Origin of the sequence: Cupriavidus taiwanensis (genome assembly GCF_900250115.1) — a bacterium.
GTDB lineage: Bacteria > Pseudomonadota > Gammaproteobacteria > Burkholderiales > Burkholderiaceae > Cupriavidus > Cupriavidus taiwanensis_B.
Genome location: NZ_LT984803.1, coordinates 1,119,154 through 1,133,851, shown reverse-complemented (window position 1 = coordinate 1,133,851; position 14,698 = coordinate 1,119,154). Strand labels below are relative to the sequence as shown.

General features: G+C 66.6%; 16 protein-coding genes. 2 read left to right on the top strand and 14 right to left on the bottom strand.

The genetic code is table 11. The features are described 5' to 3' along the window. Positions 1 to 128: 128 nt before the first annotated feature. From iscX to uvrB, 14 genes are all read right to left on the bottom strand, one after another. Positions 129 to 323, bottom strand: a complete 195-nt coding sequence (gene iscX / locus CBM2586_RS05520) for a Fe-S cluster assembly protein IscX (RefSeq protein WP_018006908.1) — start codon at positions 321 to 323, stop codon at positions 129 to 131. 34 nt (positions 324 to 357) lie between these two features. Next, positions 358 to 696, bottom strand: a complete 339-nt coding sequence (gene fdx / locus CBM2586_RS05515) for an ISC system 2Fe-2S type ferredoxin (RefSeq protein WP_115686988.1) — start codon at positions 694 to 696, stop codon at positions 358 to 360. A gap of 40 nt (positions 697 to 736) precedes the next feature. Further along, positions 737 to 2,602: a Fe-S protein assembly chaperone HscA gene (hscA, locus tag CBM2586_RS05510; protein WP_115686987.1), complete on the bottom strand. Its 1,866-nt coding sequence runs from the start codon at positions 2,600 to 2,602 to the stop codon at positions 737 to 739. A 108-nt stretch (positions 2,603 to 2,710) separates the two neighbouring features. Then, entirely contained in the window at positions 2,711 to 3,229 is a 519-nt protein-coding gene (gene hscB, locus CBM2586_RS05505) for a Fe-S protein assembly co-chaperone HscB (RefSeq protein WP_115686986.1), read from the bottom strand. A gap of 55 nt (positions 3,230 to 3,284) precedes the next feature. Further along, a complete protein-coding gene (locus CBM2586_RS05500; protein ID WP_115662520.1) occupies positions 3,285 to 3,509 on the bottom strand; it encodes a DUF3565 domain-containing protein in 225 nt (74 codons plus the stop codon). Between the two features lie 24 nt (positions 3,510 to 3,533). Further along, positions 3,534 to 3,854 (bottom strand): iron-sulfur cluster assembly protein IscA, encoded by a 321-nt coding sequence (iscA, locus tag CBM2586_RS05495; protein ID WP_115662521.1) that lies wholly within the window; start codon positions 3,852 to 3,854, stop codon positions 3,534 to 3,536. 40 nt (positions 3,855 to 3,894) lie between these two features. After that, complete coding sequence (iscU, locus tag CBM2586_RS05490; protein WP_010809025.1) at positions 3,895 to 4,293, bottom strand: Fe-S cluster assembly scaffold IscU; 399 nt, start codon at positions 4,291 to 4,293, stop codon at positions 3,895 to 3,897. Positions 4,294 to 4,368: 75 nt separating this feature from the next. Further along, positions 4,369 to 5,592, bottom strand: a complete 1,224-nt coding sequence (locus CBM2586_RS05485; RefSeq protein ID WP_269464852.1) for an IscS subfamily cysteine desulfurase — start codon at positions 5,590 to 5,592, stop codon at positions 4,369 to 4,371. Positions 5,593 to 5,644: 52 nt separating this feature from the next. Further along, positions 5,645 to 6,199, bottom strand: coding sequence for a Fe-S cluster assembly transcriptional regulator IscR (gene iscR / locus CBM2586_RS05480; RefSeq protein ID WP_011614910.1), 555 nt, complete (start codon positions 6,197 to 6,199; stop codon positions 5,645 to 5,647). A 118-nt stretch (positions 6,200 to 6,317) separates the two neighbouring features. Then, positions 6,318 to 8,414, bottom strand: coding sequence for a site-specific recombinase (locus tag CBM2586_RS05475; RefSeq protein ID WP_115686985.1), 2,097 nt, complete (start codon positions 8,412 to 8,414; stop codon positions 6,318 to 6,320). An 82-nt stretch (positions 8,415 to 8,496) separates the two neighbouring features. Further along, positions 8,497 to 8,985, bottom strand: coding sequence for a low molecular weight protein-tyrosine-phosphatase (locus tag CBM2586_RS05470; protein WP_115662524.1), 489 nt, complete (start codon positions 8,983 to 8,985; stop codon positions 8,497 to 8,499). Positions 8,986 to 9,081: 96 nt separating this feature from the next. Continuing rightward, complete coding sequence (locus CBM2586_RS05465; protein ID WP_062797958.1) at positions 9,082 to 9,324, bottom strand: hypothetical protein; 243 nt, start codon at positions 9,322 to 9,324, stop codon at positions 9,082 to 9,084. Positions 9,325 to 9,364: 40 nt separating this feature from the next. Then, a complete protein-coding gene (locus CBM2586_RS05460; RefSeq protein ID WP_111519641.1) occupies positions 9,365 to 9,586 on the bottom strand; it encodes a hypothetical protein in 222 nt (73 codons plus the stop codon). Positions 9,587 to 9,667: 81 nt separating this feature from the next. Then, complete coding sequence (gene uvrB / locus CBM2586_RS05455) at positions 9,668 to 11,752, bottom strand: excinuclease ABC subunit UvrB (RefSeq protein WP_115662525.1); 2,085 nt, start codon at positions 11,750 to 11,752, stop codon at positions 9,668 to 9,670. 172 nt (positions 11,753 to 11,924) lie between these two features. On the opposite strand from uvrB, the gene CBM2586_RS05450 reads away from it, so the two are divergent. Together CBM2586_RS05450 and CBM2586_RS05445 are read left to right on the top strand one after the other, a co-directional pair. Continuing rightward, positions 11,925 to 13,121 (top strand): amino acid aminotransferase, encoded by a 1,197-nt coding sequence (locus CBM2586_RS05450; protein ID WP_115662526.1) that lies wholly within the window; start codon positions 11,925 to 11,927, stop codon positions 13,119 to 13,121. 307 nt (positions 13,122 to 13,428) lie between these two features. Continuing rightward, positions 13,429 to 14,697 (top strand): polyhydroxyalkanoate depolymerase, encoded by a 1,269-nt coding sequence (locus CBM2586_RS05445; RefSeq protein WP_115662527.1) that lies wholly within the window; start codon positions 13,429 to 13,431, stop codon positions 14,695 to 14,697. Position 14,698 lies beyond the last annotated feature (1 nt).

Here is a 14,698-nt window from a genome sequence, read left to right as displayed (position 1 = left end):
CGGTGTGCTCCCCCTCTCCCGCGTGCGGGAGAGGGAGCAACCAAGCGGTCGAGCAGATCGCGTCGCCACGCACCAAAGCAAAAGGCCGGCATCAAGCCGGCCTTTTGCTTATTCCTGACGTCAGGAATTTATTCCGCTTCCTCGATCCACGCTTGCTGGATCGCCTCCAGGATCTTTTCGCCCGAGCGCGCGGGATCGTCGGCAAAGCCGTCGAGCTCCAGCACCCAGCGGCGCAGGTCGGTAAAGCGCACCCCGGCCGGATCGACATCCGGGAACTTGTCGTACAGCGCTTCGGCGATGGCGTAGGTATCGGTCCACTTCATGGGCTTGTTCTCCGCTGAGGTCTGTGCCGGCCGCTCAGTGGCCTTCCTTGGCGTGGTTGATGGTGTACTTGGGAATCTCGACGGTCAGGTCGTCCTCGTCGACGATGGCCTGGCACGACAGGCGCGAATTCGGCTCCAGGCCCCAGGCCTTGTCGAGCAGATCCTCTTCCTTCTCCTCGGCCTCGTTGAGCGAGTCGAAGCCCTCGCGCACGATCACGTGACAGGTGGTGCAGGCGCAGGACTTCTCGCACGCGTGCTCGAGATCGATGCCGTTGGCGAGCAGCGAGTCGAGCACGCTGACGCCCTTCTCGGTCTCGATCACCTTCCCTTCCGGGCAGTATTCGACGTGGGGCAAAACAATGATCTGTGGCATGTCGTTTCCTGGGTTCTGTAGTGCGGTGCGGATGTGGTGATCAGCCCAGCTCCTGCACCTTGCGCCCCGCCAGTGCGCTTTTGATCGAGCGGTCCATGCGGCGCGCCGCAAATTCGTCGGTGCCGTGAGAGAGCTGCTCCACCGCGGCGCGGATGGCGAGATGGTCTTCGCCGGCGGCGATTTCGCGCACCGTTGCCATCAGCGCTTCCACCGCCGCGCGCTCGTCGGCGGACAGCAGGTCGCCGTCGGTTTCCAGCGCGCGCTGCGTGGCCTCGACCAGGCGGTCCGCTTCCACGCGCTCTTCGGCCAGGGCGCGGCTCTTCATGTCGTGCTCCGCTTCGCGGAAGCTGTCCTGCAGCATGCGGGCGATATCGTCGTCGGCCAGCCCGTACGACGGCTTGACCGCCACCGAGGCTTCCACGCCCGAATGCGTTTCGCGCGCCGTCACCGACAGCAGCCCGTCGGCATCCACCTGGTAGGTCACGCGGATCCGCGCCGCGCCCGCCACCATCGGCGGGATGCCGCGCAGCTCGAAGCGCGCCAGCGAGCGGCAGTCGCTGGCCAGTTCGCGCTCGCCCTGCAGCACGTGGATCGCCATCGCGGTCTGGCCGTCCTTGAAGGTGGTGAATTCCTGCGCGCGCGCCACCGGAATGGTGCTGTTGCGCGGGATGATCTTCTCGACCAGGCCGCCCATGGTTTCGACGCCCAGCGACAGCGGGATCACGTCGAGCAGCAGCCAGTCTTCGCCCGGGGCATGGTTGCCGGCCAGCAGGTTGGCCTGCATCGCCGCGCCCAGCGCCACCACGCGGTCCGGATCGAGGTTGGTGAGCGGGTTCTGGCCGAAGAAATCGCCCACCGCCTTGCGGATCGACGGCATGCGCGTGGCGCCGCCGACCAGCACCACGCCCTTGACGTCCGCGGGCGTCACGCCGGCATCGCGCAGCGCCTTGCGCACCGGCGCCAGGGTCTTCTGCACCAGGTGGGCGGTGATCTCCTCGAAGGTCTCGCCGGTCAGCGTCAGGTGCACGATCTCGCCGGACTCCAGCACCGCGTCGATCACCGTGCTGTCCGCTTCCGACAGCGCTTCCTTGGCGGCGCGCGCACGCACCATCAGCAGGCGCATGTCCTGCGCCGACAGCGGCTGCAGGCTGGCCTGCTCGACGATCCAGCACAGCAGGCGCTGGTCGAAGTCATCGCCGCCCAGCGCCGAATCGCCGCCGGTGGCCAGCACTTCGAACACGCCCTGGGTCAGCTTGAGCACCGAGATATCGAAGGTGCCGCCGCCCAGGTCGTACACCGCGTAGATGCCTTCGGCGGCGTTGTCGAGGCCGTAGGCAATGGCCGCGGCGGTGGGCTCGTTGAGCAGGCGCAGCACTTCCAGGCCGGCCAGGCGCGCCGCGTCCTTGGTGGCCTGGCGCTGGGCCTCGTCGAAATACGCCGGCACCGTGATCACGGCACCGACCAGGTCGTCGCCGAGGCTGTCTTCGGCGCGCTGGCGCAGCGTGGCCAGGATCTCGGCCGAGATCTCCACCGGGCTCTTCACGCCGGCCGCGGTCTTGATCTGCACCATGCCGGGCGCATCGACGAAGTCATACGGGCTGTGCTCGATATTGGCGACGTCGCGCAGGCCGCGGCCCATGAAGCGCTTGACCGAGACGATGGTGTTCTTGGGGTCGCGCACCGCTTCTTCCTGGGCCCGGTAGCCGATATGCGCGGTACGGTCCGGCAGGTAGCGCACCACCGAGGGGAGCAGCGCGCGGCCGCGCTCGTCGGCCAGCACTTCGGGAATGCTGCTGCGTACCGCGGCCACCAGCGAGTTGGTGGTGCCGAGGTCGATGCCGACGGCGAGGCGGCGTTGGTGGGGCGCCGGCGACATGCCGGGTTCGGAAATCTGGAGCAGTGCCATGGTAATTCTTCGCTGTCTTGTACGGCAGGGGAAACCGCCATGCGGGGCGGCATGCGTGCGGTTTTCAGGCCGGGCGCCATTGTGTCATGGCCCCGGCGATCTTGCCGGTCAGTCTTCCAGCCGGTCGATGGCCTCGCTGGTATCGTGCTCGATCTTCTCGATAAACATCAGTTGCCGCACCGCGCCGCCGGCTGCGTCGTTGTCGCCGGCATCGAGCAGCGCGCCCAGCGCCGCGTGGCGCTCGCGCTTTTCCTGGCGCAGCTCGCGCAGCAGCGCGTCAAGGCGGTCCACGTCGCGCGCTTGCACCGCGTCCTGCAGCGCCTCGCGCCATTCCATCTGCTGCATCAGGAACGCGGGCGACATGGCGGTGTTGTTCTCCGCCTGCACGTCGACGCCGCGCAGCTTGAGCAGGTAGGTCGCGCGCCGCAGCGGCTGGCGCAGCGTGCGGTAGGCTTCGTTGGCATGCGCGGCCCACTGCATCGCCACGCGGCGCTCGGCATCGCCGGCCTTGGCAAAGCGGTCCGGGTGCGCCTGCGACTGTACGGTCCGGTACGCCGCGTCCAGCGCGACCTCGTCGACGCCGTACTGCACCGGCAGGCCGAACAGCGCAAAAAAATCGTCTTTCAACTGCTTCCCCAAGAAAAAAGAGCGGCCGCGCCGCCCTTCGTCCGTGCTGCCAGTGCTACCGCGCGGGCTGGCTGGCCCACTCGGCCGGCGGCTCGTTGCGGTCGCACTTCAGGCAATTGACCCGCGTGCCGATCATGGCGGCGCGGCCCGCCTCGGTTTGCGTCCACGGCCGCGACTGCCACGGCGGATCGTGCCGCACATGCTGGCCATGGCCGCAGTCGAGCTCGGCCACCCAGTGGCCTTCCTCGTCCCGGCGGAAGCCGACGATGCTGCGCTCCACCGGCCCTGCCTGCGTGAGCGCGCGTCAGACCGTGAACGACTCGCCGCAGCCGCACTCGTCCTTGACGTTGGGGTTGTTGAAGCGAAAGCCTTCGTTCAACCCTTCGCGCGCGTAGTCGAGTTCGGTGCCGTCGATATACGGCAGGCTCTTGGCGTCGACGATGACCTTGATGCCGTGCGATTCGAACACCTGGTCTTCCGGCAGCAGTTCGTCGACGTATTCCAGCTTGTAGGCCAGGCCCGAGCAGCCGGTGGTCTTCACGCCCAGGCGCAGGCCCACGCCCTTGCCGCGGCGTTCCAGGTAGCGCGCCACATGGGTGGCGGCCTTCTCGGTCATGGTGATCATCGTTGCGTTCCTTCGTCGGTGCCGTGGTCGGTGCGACAGATCAGGCGGCCTTCTGCTCGGCGCCGTGCTTCTTCTTGTAGTCTTCGACGGCGGCCTTGATCGCGTCTTCGGCCAGGATCGAGCAGTGGATCTTCACCGGCGGCAGCGCCAGTTCCTCGGCGATCTGGGTGTTCTTGATCTCCAGCGCCTGGTCCACGGTCTTGCCCTTGACCCACTCGGTCACCAGCGACGACGAAGCGATGGCCGAGCCGCAGCCGTAGGTCTTGAACTTGGCGTCTTCGATCACGCCCGCCTCGTTGACCTTGATCTGCAGCTTCATCACGTCGCCGCAAGCCGGGGCGCCGACCATGCCGGTGCCGACCGCATCGTCGTTCTTGTCGAACGAACCGACGTTGCGGGGGTTTTCATAGTGATCGAGAACCTTCGTGCTGTATGACATTTGGCTTACCTCTTGCGTATCTTTTACGGGGGTCTTGCTGTTATTTTCGCGGGATCCTGCGGGTACCCAATGCGCTCAGTGCGCGGCCCACTGGATCGAATTCAGGTCGACGCCGTCCTTGAACATTTCCCACAGCGGCGACAGGTCGCGCAGCTTGCCGATCTTGCTCTTGAGCAGCTCGACGGTGTAGTCGATCTCCTGCTCGGTGGTGAAGCGGCCGACCGTGAAGCGGATCGAGCTGTGCGCCAGTTCGTCGTTGCGGCCCAGTGCGCGCAGCACGTACGACGGCTCCAGCGAGGCCGAGGTGCAGGCCGAGCCCGACGACACCGCCACGTCCTTGATCGCCATGATCAGCGACTCGCCTTCGACGAAGTTGAAGCTGACGTTCAGGTTGTGCGGCACGCGGTGTTCCAGGTCACCGTTCAGGTAGACCTCTTCCATGTCCGACAGGCCGTTCCACAGGCGGTCGCGCAGCATGCGGATGCGTTCGTTTTCCGTGGCCATCTCTTCGCGGGCGATGCGGAAGGCTTCGCCCATGCCGACGATCTGGTGCGGAGCCAGCGTGCCCGAGCGCATGCCGCGCTCATGGCCGCCGCCGTGCATCTGCGCCTCGATGCGCACGCGCGGCTTGCGGCGCACGTACAGCGCGCCGATGCCCTTCGGGCCGTAAGTCTTGTGGGCCGAGAACGACATCAGGTCGCACTTCAGCTTGTTCAGGTCGATCACCACCTTGCCGGTCGCCTGCGCGGCGTCGCAGTGGAAGATGATGCCCTTCTCCCGGCAGATCTCGCCGATCTGCTCGACGTCCTGGATCACGCCGATCTCGTTGTTGACCAGCATCACCGACACCAGGATGGTGTCCGGGCGCAGCGCCTGCCTGAACACGTCCATGTCGAGCAGGCCGTCGTCCTTCACGTCCAGGTAGGTCACTTCAAAGCCCTGGCGCTCCAGCTCGCGCGTGGTGTCGAGCACGGCCTTGTGCTCGGTCTTCACGGTGATGATGTGCTTGCCCTTGCCCGAATAGAAATTCGCGGCGCCCTTGATCGCAAGGTTGTCCGATTCGGTCGCCCCCGAGGTCCACACGATTTCACGCGGGTCGGCGCCGACCAGTGCGGCCACCTGCTCGCGCGCCTCTTCCACCGCGCGCTCCGCTTCCCAGCCGTACGCATGGCTGCGCGAGGCGGGATTGCCGAACTGCTCGCGCAGGTACGGAATCATCTTGTCCGCCACGCGCGGGTCCACCGGCGTGGTCGCCGAGTAATCCATGTAGATGGGGAAATGTGGGGTGCTCATCGTTATGACTGCCTTGTAAGGGACCGCTGATCGCTGTGTTGCTGTCTTGCCGGCGCGCTCAGGACTGCGCCAGGCTGAAAACTGAATTCACCATTCTGGCCCGGACCGGTTTTTCCTGCTTGTCGGCCTTGCCGCGCGCGGCGGCGGCGACCGGCTGCGCGGCGTCTTCGCGCATGTCGTGCAGCACGGCGGGCTGGCGCTCGCGCTGCTGGTCCACCAGGTTCTTGAGGGAAACCGAGTCGAGGTACTCGACCATCTTCTGGTTCAGCGTGGCCCACAGTTCGTGGGTCATGCAACGCCCCGAGCCGTCATCTCCGTTACAATTGCCCTTGCCGCCGCACTGGGTGGCATCCAGGGGCTCGTCCACGGCGATGATGATGTCCGCCACGGTGACGTCCTCGGCCTTGCGCGCCAGGCTGTAGCCGCCGCCCGGGCCGCGCACGCTTTCGACGATCTCATGCCGGCGCAGCTTGCCGAACAGCTGCTCCAGGTACGACAGCGAGATTTTCTGCCGCTGGCTGATGCCGGCGAGCGTGACCGGTCCCTGGTCCTGGCGCATGGCCAGGTCGATCATCGCAGTGACCGCGAAGCGGCCTTTGGTGGTCAGTCTCATGGTGCAGGGCTCTGGCGTGAAGCGTGGGGGTGAAGCTAATACTTGATCGTTTCCGTCAAGTATAAAGGTACCCGACTAATTCAGTCAACTACCCCTGGCGCACCGCACCACCCCGTCCTCAGGCCTGGCGCCCGCCCGCAGCCGCTTGCGTGCGTGCCGCGCGGGGCGGCACCAGCAACGACAGCGGCTGTTTCAGGATGCGCCGCCGCACCGCCGCGCTCAGCGCGGCGCGATCGATACGCCGCAGATTGCGTGACCGCAGCGCCATATTGAATGCCAGCGCAAAGCTGACCGCCACGTTCAGCATGCCCATCAGCGCGATGCCCGCCACCGCCAGCCATAGCGCCGGCAGGCGCAGCGCGTCCCAGCCCAGCACCCCGAGCGCCGCGCCGACCGAGCCGGTCGACAGCGTCACATGGCGCACCTCCATATGCGGGCCGAAAAAGCTCAGGATCTCGGGCCCCAGTCCCAGCAGCAGTCCCAGCGACACATTGGCGACGATCCCCGACAAATTGCGTTTGCAGAAGTCAGCCACCCGGGTGGCGCCGTGCGCGCCGAGCACGTACTGCAGGCGCCGGTGGTAGGCCATCACGTCGTGCACGCGGTGCAGCGCGAACCAGTTGTCGGCCCAGCCCGCGAACAGGCTCGACAGCCACAGCAGCACGCCGGTAAAGGCAGCGTACAGCGGCGTCGGGCCCAGGATCGAGAACGACTCGATGGTGGCGATCGCCTTGGCCGGCGTGATCAGGTTGGTACCCAGCAGCCTGTGCGCCAGCCACTGGACGCCCAGCGCCACCGGGAACACCACCGCGAGGTTGCCGGCAATGGCCGCCGCGTTGGAGCGGATCATGGCGACGGTGTCGTCGACGAAGATCTCGCGCCCTTCCGGCCGCCCCGCGTGATCGAGCCGGTGCGCCAGCGCGGGCCCGGTCATGGCCGGCTGCTTGGTCGCCAGCGTGAAGTGCGCGAAATGGATCGCGAGGAAGCTGCCGGCGTAGTTGAGCGAGGCCAGCAGGCCTTCGCTGAACTTGTCCAGGTGCAGCCCGTAGATCAGGAACTTCAGGTACACCGTGGCCACCGAGACCAGGCCGCCGCCCGCCGCCGCCCGCACCAGCTCCGCGTATTCCCGGCGGTCGCGCGTGATGTAGTGCTCGCCGGTCTCGGCCGAGCGCTCCACCACCTTGCGCGCCAGTTGCGCGAACGAGGTGCCGGCCAGATGCGCAATGCTGCGCCGCGCCTGGGTCGAGCGGATCAGCTCGGCCACCAGGTGCGCCGGCATGCCGGGGCGCCCGGGCTCCACCCATGCCGCCAGCAGCAGCTCGATGCGGCTCAGCTGCACCTTCATGCGCTCGATCTGGAACACCACCTCGACCGACACGCCGTTCTCGTCCAGGTCCTCGTACACATGGCGGGCGGCCGCGTGGCAGCCATCGAGCAGCGCGCGGAAGTAGTTCAGGCGGTGTCCGAAGCTGTTGTCGTCGCGGCGCAGGCCGTCCTCGCGCAGGGCCTGGATGGCGTCGTCCAGGCGGAAGAACGGCGTGTCCTCGACCCGCCCGGCCAGCCGCGAGCGTATCGCCTGGCTCAGCCCGGTGGCGCGCACCTGGCTGACCAGCACCGCGATGCTGGTGGCCAGGGTCTGGCCGAGCGCCTCGCGATAGCGCGCCAGGCCCGCCGCCGCGCCAGCGGCGCGTCCGGCCTCCAGCACGCGTGCCAGCCGCGCCATCAGCGCAGCGTCGATGGCCTCGACCCAGTCGGCGTCGTCGTCGCCGACAAATACCAGTGCAAACAGCGCGGCCATGTCGCTGCGGTTCGGCGGCGGCGGCAGGAAGCGGCTCTGCAGCCGGCTCACCATCTCGCTGACGAAGCCGGGATGCTGCGCCACGCCGGTATCGCAGAACAGGCCGGTGGGGTCGTTGTCGCGCAGCAGGCTGCGCACCGTCTGGGCAAAGCGCGCGGCCCAGTCCGGATGCCGCTCCAGCACCTGCAGCAGGTAGCGCAGGCGCACGTGCTCCGGATGGCGGCGCGGCGCGCCGTCTTCCTGGCTGTCGGCATCGGCGCCGAGGCCGCCATCGCGGCGGATCCAGAAGGCCAGTTCGATCAGCCAGCCGTTGCGCTCGGCCAGCGGCGCGTCCGGATCGGCCGCGGCCAGGATGGCGTCGAGCTGCAGGCTGGCATTGCGCGACTCGCGCCATTTGCGGAACAGTTTGCGAAGCATGGATTCTCGTCGGGATCGGGCCGCCGGCGGCGGGCGCAGCACGCCGCGGCGGGGGCCGGGGAAGACCGTGCGGCGGGCCGGCTCAGCCGGCCGGATGCTGCAGGCGCTGGCGCAGTTCGGCCACCAGGCCGTCGCAGGCATCCTCGATGTAGTCGAGCACACGCTCGAAGCCGTCGCCTTCGCCGTAATACGGGTCCGGGACCTCGTCGGCGTCGTGGCGGGTGGCGAAGCTCATCAGCAGCCGCACCTTGTCGGCGGCATCCGGGCGCAGCCGCAGCAGGCCCGCGAGGTTCTCGCGGTCCATCGCCAGGATCAGGTCGAAGCGCTCGAAGTCCGGCACGCCGACCTTGCGCGCCCGCAGCGCCGACAGGTCATAGCCGCGCCGCAACGCATGGCGCTGGGTACGGGGATCGGGGGCGCGGCCGAGGTGGTATTCATGCGTGCCGGCGGAATCCAGCTCAACCAGCGCTGCCAGCCCGGCGGCATCGAGCTTGGCGCGCAGCACGCCCTCCGCCGTGGGAGAACGGCAGATATTTCCCATGCAACACATCAGGATGGCGTATGGCTTCATCGGATCAAGGCTTGGCAAGGTGGCAAGGCAGGCGCGATTCTACCTGCCGCCCTTTGCGCCGGCCGGGCTTGCCGCGGGTCGCGACGGATCGCGGCGCTAGGCGAGCTGCTTGGCCAGCCTCTCGCCGTGCGCAAACCCGGCCACCTGCGCGGCCTCGGCCGACTTGTAGTGGTCGGTGATGCGCGAGCTATCGGTCAGCGTGCCGGCCGCCCGGATATTGGTGCCGGGGCGGCAGACGCGCACGGTGTACGACCATTCGCTCTGTGAACGCTGCCTGACCTGCACTTGCACTTCGTGGGTTTCATAGACCTTCTTTTTCCATTCGCCGATGTCGGTCATTGTGGTGTCTCCACGGGATATGGGGGTACCCGCCGGCGCGCTAGCTGACCTCGCCCGCGTCGATCGCGCGCATCGCGCCCGCCTCCGCCAGGGCAATGGCGGCTTCGGGCGTCGGCGCGTCGCCGGCGATCGCCTCGAAACTCGGCCCGGTCGGTTCGCCGAACGCGTCGGCGATGCGCATCTGCGCGGCAAAGCCGCCGGCGGCATTCGGGACCGCGGTGACCACCACCGCGTAGCCGCCGTATTCAAACTGGCGTTCCATCGTGCCTCCTTTGCAGCGCCTCTGCTGTAGGCGCCGCCGAGGATTTCACTATAGGCGAAGCGCGCCGGGCATTGCGGCGTATCAGGCAGGCGGCAGCGCGCCCTCGCCGCTGGCGCCGAACACCTGCGCCTTGAGCTTGGCCAGCTGGTCGCGCACCTGCGCCGCCTGTTCGAACTCCAGGTTGCGCGCATGCTCGAGCATGAGCTTCTCCAGCCGCTTGATCTCCTTGGAGACCTGCTTTTCGCTCATCTCCTCATAGCGGGCCTGCTCCTGCGCCGCCTGCAGCTCGGCCCGCGCATCGCTGACGTTGTAGACGCCGTCGATGATGTCCTTGATGCGCTTGACCACGCCGCGCGGCGTGATGCCGTTGGCTTCGTTGAAGGCGATCTGCTTGGCGCGGCGGCGCTCGGTCTCGTCGATGGCCTTCTTCATCGAGTCGGTCATGCGGTCCGCGTACAGGATGGCGGTGCCGTTGACGTTGCGCGCGGCGCGGCCGATGGTCTGGATCAGCGAGCGCTCGGCGCGCAGGAAGCCTTCCTTGTCGGCGTCGAGGATCGCCACCAGCGAGACCTCGGGAATGTCCAGGCCCTCGCGCAGCAGGTTGATCCCCACCAGCACGTCGAAGGTCCCCAGGCGCAGGTCGCGGATGATCTCGACGCGCTCGACGGTATCGATGTCCGAGTGCAGGTAGCGCACCTTGACGCCGTTCTCGGTCAGGAACTCGGTCAGCTGCTCGGCCATGCGCTTGGTCAGCGTGGTCACCAGCACGCGCTCGCCGGCCTCGACCCGGACGTGGATCTCGGACAGCAGGTCATCCACCTGCGTGGTCGCCGGGCGCACCATGATCACGGGGTCGACCAGACCGGTCGGGCGCACCACCTGCTCCACTACCTGGCCGGCGTGCTCCTGCTCGAACTGCGCCGGCGTCGCGGAGACAAACATCACCTGCCGCATCTTGCGCTCGAACTCGTCGAACTTGAGCGGCCGGTTGTCCAGCGCCGACGGCAGCCGGAAACCGTATTCCACCAGCGTGGTCTTGCGCGCGCGGTCGCCGTTGTACATGCCGTTGAGCTGGCCGATCAGCACGTGGGACTCGTCCAGGAACATCAGCGCGTCGGGCGGCAGGTAGTCGACCAGCGTCGGCGGCGGCTCGCCGGGGCGCGCGCCGGACAGGTGCCGCGAATAGTTCTCGATGCCCTTGCAGAAGCCCAGCTCCGACAGCATCTCGAGGTCGAAGCGGGTGCGCTGCTCGAGCCGCTGCGCTTCCACCAGCCGGTTTTCCTTGTGGAAGAACTCGAGCCGCTCGCGCAGCTCGGACTTGATCGCCTCGATCGCGCGCAGCACGGTCTCGCGCGGGGTCACGTAGTGGCTCGACGGGTAGACCGTGAAGCGCGGGATCTTCTGCCGCACCCGGCCGGTCAGCGGATCGAAGAAATGCAGCGACTCGACCTCGTCGTCGAACATCTCCAGCCGCACTGCCATCTCGGCGTGCTCGGCCGGGAAGATGTCGATGGTGTCGCCACGCACGCGGAAGGTGCCGCGCTGGAAGTCGGTCTCGTTGCGGGTGTACTGCATCGCGATCAGGCGCGCGATCACGTCGCGCTGGCTGATCTTGTCGCCGGCCCGCAGCGTCAGGATCATCTGGTGGTATTCGGTCGGGTTGCCGATACCGTAGATCGCCGACACGGTCGCGACGATGACGGTGTCGCGGCGCTCCAGCAGGCTCTTGGTCGCCGACAGCCGCATCTGCTCGATATGCTCGTTGATCGACGAGTCCTTCTCGATAAACAGGTCGCGCTGCGGGACGTAGGCTTCGGGCTGGTAGTAGTCGTAGTAGCTGACGAAGTACTCGACGGCATTGCGCGGGAAGAACTCGCGGAATTCCGCGTAGAGCTGCGCCGCCAGCGTCTTGTTGGGCGCGAACACGATGGCCGGCCGCCCCATGCGGGCGATCACGTTGGCCATGGTGAAGGTCTTGCCGGAGCCGGTGACGCCCAGCAGGGTCTGGAACGACAGGCCGTCTTCCACCCCCTCCACCAGCTGCCGGATTGCCTCGGGCTGGTCGCCTGCGGGCGGGAACGGCTGGTACAGCTGGAACGGGGAGCCGGGAAATGTGACGAATTTGTCTTCGTCCAGGGCCGGCGCGGCTTCGGCAAGGTTCGTCATAGGGGCGCGACTAGGGAAATACCTGAGGAAAACGGGCGGATTACGCTAGAATCTTGGGGTTGTCAGCCCCCGCTTCAAGCCAAGAAGAGCGCGGCCGGGCCTGCCAGCCTCCAGCGCAGTACGGAGCATTCTACGCCTTCCGTTTTTCACATAGCCGACCACGAGATTCCAAATGAGTTTGTTTTCTGCCGTCGAGATGGCCCCGCGCGACCCGATCCTGGGCCTCAACGAAGCCTTCAATGCCGACACCCGCCCGACCAAGGTCAACCTGGGCGTTGGCGTGTACTTCACCGACGAAGGGAAAATCCCCCTGCTGCGCGCCGTCCAGGAGGCAGAAAAAGCCCGTCTGAGCACCGCCACCCCGCGCGGCTACCTGCCGATCGAAGGCATCGCGGCGTATGACCAGGCGGTGCAGACGCTGCTGTTCGGCAAGGAATCTCCGCTGATCACGGAAGGTCGTGTGGTGACGGCCCAGGCACTTGGCGGTACCGGCGCGCTGAAGATCGGCGCCGACTTCCTGAAGCGCCTGTACCCGGAGGCCAAGGTCGCCATCAGCGACCCGAGCTGGGAAAACCACCGCGCGCTGTTCGAGTCCGCCGGCTTCCCGGTAGTCAACTACGCCTACTACGACGCCCCCAGCCACGGCCTGAACTTCGCCGGCATGGTGGAATCGCTGAAGTCGTTCCCGGCCAACACCATCGTCGTGCTGCACGCCTGCTGCCACAACCCGACCGGCGTCGACCTGTCGCCCGAGCAGTGGCAGCAAGTGGTCGAACTGGTCAAGGAGCGCAACCTGATTCCGTTCCTGGACATGGCCTACCAGGGCTTTGCCGACGGCATCGATGCCGATGGCGCCGCGGTGCGCCTGTTCGCGGACTCCGGCCTGCCGTTCTTCGTCTCGAGCTCGTTCTCGAAGAGCTTCTCGCTGTATGGCGAGCGCGTCGGCGCGCTGTCGATCGTCACCACCAGCAAGGAAGAAGCGCAGCGCGTGATGTCGCAGGTCAAGCGCGTGATCCGCACCAACTATTCCAACCCGCCGACCCACGGCGGCACTGTGGTCGCCACCGTGCTGAACAGCCCGGAACTGCGCGCCATGTGGGAAGAAGAACTGGCCGAAATGCGCGACCGCATCAAGCTGATGCGCCACGCGCTGGTGGACAAGCTGGCCGCCAAGGGCGTGCCGGGCGACTTCTCCTTCGTCAAGGCCCAGCGCGGCATGTTCTCGTACTCGGGCCTGACCTCGGCCCAGGTCGACCGCCTGCGCAACGAGCACGGCATCTACGCCGTCGGCACCGGCCGCATCTGCGTGGCGGCGCTGAACAGCCGCAACATCGATGCAGTCGTCGACGCGATCGCAGCCGTGATGTAACCCGCCACCAGTTGCCGCGCCGCAACAGCGGGAACTGGCGCTTGCATCACAAAGCAATAACAAAAAAGCGGCTTCGGCCGCTTTTTGCATTTGTTTGCGATGTTGTAGGACGTTGTCACCGAAAAATCAGGCCTATGCCTTATTGTGTTCCGCGCATAGGGAAGTACTTTAAGGTATATGCTGCAAAGCAAGATCGTTAGCACGGTCGTTCGGTTCAGGCATAATCGGCGCCACACGATCCAAGGTGTATTGTCAGTACATTGTTACTTGGTGGTACGCATTCTCAGTAAGACCAGGCAGAAACGGCATGCTCTATCAATTGCATGAGTTCCAGCGCTCGATCCTGCACCCGCTGACCGCGTGGGCCCAGGCGACCGCCAAGACCTTCACCAACCCTCTCAGCCCGATGTCGCTGGTACCTGGCGCACCCCGCCTGGCCGCCGGCTACGAACTGCTGTACCGGCTCGGCAAGGAATACGAAAAACCGGCGTTCGACATCAAGTCGGTGCGCTCCAACGGGCGCGACATCCCCATCGTCGAGCAGACCGTGCTGGAAAAGCCTTTCTGCAAGCTGCTGCGCTTCAAGCGCTATGCCGACGACCCCGAGACCATCAAGCTGCTCAAGGACGAGCCCGTGGTGCTGGTGGCCGCGCCGCTGTCTGGCCACCATGCCACGTTGCTGCGCGACACCGTGCGCACGCTGCTGCAGGACCACAAGGTCTATGTCACCGACTGGATCGACGCGCGCATGGTGCCGGTCGAGGAAGGCGCCTTCCACCTGTCCGACTACATCTACTACATCCAGGAATTCATCCGCCATATCGGCGCCGAGAACCTGCACGTGATCTCGGTGTGCCAGCCCACGGTACCGGTGCTGGCCGCCATTTCGCTGATGGCGTCCGCCGGCGAGAAGACCCCGCGCACCATGACCATGATGGGCGGCCCGATCGACGCCCGCAAAAGCCCGACCGCGGTCAACTCGCTGGCGACCAACAAGTCCTACGAGTGGTTCGAGAACAACGTCATCTACACCGTGCCGGCAAACTATCCCGGCCACGGCCGCCGCGTCTACCCGGGCTTCCTGCAGCATGCCGGCTTCGTCGCGATGAACCCGGACCGGCACCTGTCGTCGCACTATGACTACTACCTGAGCCTGGTCGAGGGCGATGCCGACGACGCCGAGGCCCACGTGCGCTTCTACGATGAATACAACGCGGTGCTCGACATGGCCGCCGAGTACTACCTCGACACCATCCGCGAGGTGTTCCAGGAGTTCCGCCTGGCCAACGGCACCTGGGCCATCGACGGCAAGCCGGTGCGCCCGCAGGACATCAAGGGCACGGCGCTGATGACCATCGAGGGCGAGCTCGACGATATTTCCGGCGCGGGCCAGACCGCCGCCGCGCACGACCTGTGCGCCGGCATCCCGAAAAACCGCAAGCTGCACCTGAACGCCGAGCGTTGCGGCCACTACGGGATCTTCTCGGGCCGGCGCTGGCGCGAGGACATCTACCCGCAGCTGCGCGAGTTTATCCGCAAATACCACCAGGCCCCGGTGGCCGTGGCTAGCAAGTAAA

Bases quoted from the DNA above. Each gene is read 5' to 3' on its own strand.
- iscX (WP_018006908.1), bottom strand. From the start codon at position 323: ATGAAGTGGACCGATACCTACGCCATCGCCGAAGCGCTGTACGACAAG.
- fdx (WP_115686988.1), bottom strand. From the start codon at position 696: ATGCCACAGATCATTGTTTTGCCCCACGTCGAATACTGCCCGGAAGGG.
- hscA (WP_115686987.1), bottom strand. From the start codon at position 2,602: ATGGCACTGCTCCAGATTTCCGAACCCGGCATGTCGCCGGCGCCCCAC.
- iscA (WP_115662521.1), bottom strand. From the start codon at position 3,854: ATGATCACCATGACCGAGAAGGCCGCCACCCATGTGGCGCGCTACCTG.
- iscU (WP_010809025.1), bottom strand. From the start codon at position 4,293: ATGTCATACAGCACGAAGGTTCTCGATCACTATGAAAACCCCCGCAAC.
- iscR (WP_011614910.1), bottom strand. From the start codon at position 6,199: ATGAGACTGACCACCAAAGGCCGCTTCGCGGTCACTGCGATGATCGAC.
- CBM2586_RS05475 (WP_115686985.1), bottom strand. From the start codon at position 8,414: ATGCTTCGCAAACTGTTCCGCAAATGGCGCGAGTCGCGCAATGCCAGC.
- CBM2586_RS05470 (WP_115662524.1), bottom strand. From the start codon at position 8,985: ATGAAGCCATACGCCATCCTGATGTGTTGCATGGGAAATATCTGCCGT.
- CBM2586_RS05465 (WP_062797958.1), bottom strand. From the start codon at position 9,324: ATGACCGACATCGGCGAATGGAAAAAGAAGGTCTATGAAACCCACGAA.
- CBM2586_RS05460 (WP_111519641.1), bottom strand. From the start codon at position 9,586: ATGGAACGCCAGTTTGAATACGGCGGCTACGCGGTGGTGGTCACCGCG.
- uvrB (WP_115662525.1), bottom strand. From the start codon at position 11,752: ATGACGAACCTTGCCGAAGCCGCGCCGGCCCTGGACGAAGACAAATTC.
- CBM2586_RS05450 (WP_115662526.1), top strand. From the start codon at position 11,925: ATGAGTTTGTTTTCTGCCGTCGAGATGGCCCCGCGCGACCCGATCCTG.
- CBM2586_RS05445 (WP_115662527.1), top strand. From the start codon at position 13,429: ATGCTCTATCAATTGCATGAGTTCCAGCGCTCGATCCTGCACCCGCTG.